Below are 742 nucleotides of genomic sequence, written 5' to 3' on the forward strand. Positions count from 1 at the left end.
GCGTTGCGGATCATCTGACGGATGGCGACCGACTTGTGGGAGCCGAGATTATCCATCACGACGATGTCGCCGGGTTTGAGCACCGGTACGAGTTGCTGCTCGACATAGGCGCGAAAGCACTCACCGTTGATCGGTCCATCAAAGACACAGGGTGCGGTGAGCCGATCGCAGCGCAACGCGCCGAGGAAAGTCAGGGTGCGCCAATGTCCGTGCGGGGCGAAGCTGCGCAGGCGTTTGCCCTTCGGTCCCCAGCCTCGAAGCGGCGCCATGTTGGTCTTGATCCAGGTTTCATCGATGAAGACCAGCCGGCTTGGATCGAGGCCAGCCTGCCAGGATCGCCAGCGCTGTCGCCGTCGCGCGACGTCAGCGCGCGCCTGCTCAAGGGCGAACAGTGTTTTTTTTGAACCGCAGCCCCTCGCGCCGCAGGAACTGCCATACCGTATCGTGGGATACCTTCACCCCTCGCGCGGCCAACTCTTCCTTCAACCCGTGCAGTGACACATGCGGCGTCTGGTTGATCCGCTCCACGATAAACGCCCGATGCGGCTCCAGAATCCGCTTGCGGTGGCCGCCCATCTTCCCAGGCGCCACAGATCCGCTCGAACGATAACGCTGAGACCACTTTACCGCTGAAGACACCGCAATACCGAACCGCACCGCAACCGACCGGCAGCTCTCACCGGCTTCGATGGCAGCAACAACACGCTCACGAAGATCATTTGAAAGAGGTCGAGTCATCCGA

The 742-nt window shown here is 61.5% G+C and carries 1 pseudogene; it reads right to left on the reverse strand.

Annotated elements, in window-relative coordinates:
* Window positions 1-738: pseudogene (locus G9X64_RS36080) on the reverse strand (IS630 family transposase); the annotation flags it as partial.
* Window positions 739-742: the final 4 nt, after the last annotated feature.

Origin of the sequence: Rhizobium sophorae, from assembly GCF_013087515.1 — a bacterium.
Lineage (GTDB): Bacteria > Pseudomonadota > Alphaproteobacteria > Rhizobiales > Rhizobiaceae > Rhizobium > Rhizobium sophorae.